Here is a 1,283-nt window from a genome sequence, read left to right as displayed (position 1 = left end):
CTTCCTAGCGGTGTCCATTCTTGCCTATCATCCTGACGGGCGAACTCTATCCTAGAGCTTAACTACATCCTTGCTGATAACTCATCCTAAGCTACCAAATCTTCATCCTGAAGATACCTAGTCCATTAGGCTTTTTTCCTGTTCCCGCCAACATCCTGTCGACACAATCAGTATTGATGTTTTGCTGATTACTCTCAATCAGCTAGGTAAAAAAACTTTGGCAGCGAATATTATGAAAAATACTATAAGTTTTAATTTTCAATTGGTTATATGCATTTTTTGATTTTGTCTTAGTCAAAGATGGTCGTTTTGCTTACATCGCTTGTGAGAGATCTCGCACAAGGTGTCGAGCAAATGTCCGAATTGGCGTCGTTTTTATCCTGTTTAAGAATTTGCTCAAGATCACAACTCGATTTGTAACCATAAAATTTGGCGATGGTGTTAGGTAGGATTTCCATTTCTCTGATAGCGAATTTTGCCCATTCATCGCGTGTCTTGTGCAAGATTTGGCGTAGCTTGATAGTGAAGTGGCTCATAAAAGCTTCCTTAGTTAGCTTGTCTTTACAAGGCAAGAATAAGGAGAGGGGCAACACCAAGTTGATAGTATGCCGTTTAATATCAATACTATTTCGGCGTGATGAAGATTATGCCGGCAATACTGATATTATTTGAGCGTGAAACAATACTATCTTGTGGAGTAGCCAATGGCGCACATCGAAAAAGTACCGCAGAGACCAGGTTTTTCTTGGCGCTATCGTCGCATTGATGAGGTAGAGAAAGAGTACGACCTCCATTTTCACGATGATGTGTTTGAGTTGGTCATCCATCGACACTTCACTGGCAGTTTGCATATTGGTCATCACGAATTAGAAGTGACTCACAACCAAATGCTATTGATCGCGCCTGGTGTGCCTCATTCAATTCACTCCACATTGGTCGAAAGCAAGTGCGAGACTCATGTGATTTGGTTTAAGCGTGAGTGGATTGCCAATTTGATGTTCTATTGCGCAGAGCTTAGAAAGCTTGACCCGCTTTTAAAGGCGGCCAATAAAGGTGTGGTGTTTTCTGAACGGACAGCTCAGCACGTTGTGGATCTTCTGCATGAGCTCATGACGTTTCCTGCAATGGAGCAACTATCGAGATTTCTCCATGTTTTGTCTCTGATTGCTCACGATGAAGGAGCAAAAACACTGATGACTCACTCATACTTATCGATGAGTGAACACGAGCTACAGGAAAGAGAGCGCGTGGCAAGTGTTAACGCGTATCTCGAACAACACTTT

The 1,283-nt window shown here is 42.3% G+C and carries 2 protein-coding genes; one reads left to right on the top strand and one right to left on the bottom strand.

What is annotated here, in order from left to right; genetic code table 11:
• Positions 1-290: 290 nt before the first annotated feature.
• Complete coding sequence (locus R7P72_RS24780; RefSeq protein WP_053047896.1) at positions 291-536, bottom strand: hypothetical protein; 246 nt, start codon at positions 534-536, stop codon at positions 291-293.
• Between the two features lie 168 nt (positions 537-704).
• On the opposite strand from R7P72_RS24780, the gene R7P72_RS24775 reads away from it, so the two are divergent.
• Positions 705-1,283: AraC family ligand binding domain-containing protein (locus R7P72_RS24775; RefSeq protein WP_318110935.1), on the top strand; the 579-nt coding region annotated here is incomplete at its 3' end.

The sequence above is a fragment of the Vibrio sp. Vb0888 genome (assembly GCF_033338835.1).
Classification (GTDB): Bacteria; Pseudomonadota; Gammaproteobacteria; order Enterobacterales; family Vibrionaceae; genus Vibrio; species Vibrio alginolyticus.
Note: the sequence above shows the minus strand (reverse complement) of the source record. Positions and strands in the feature narration are given on the sequence as shown.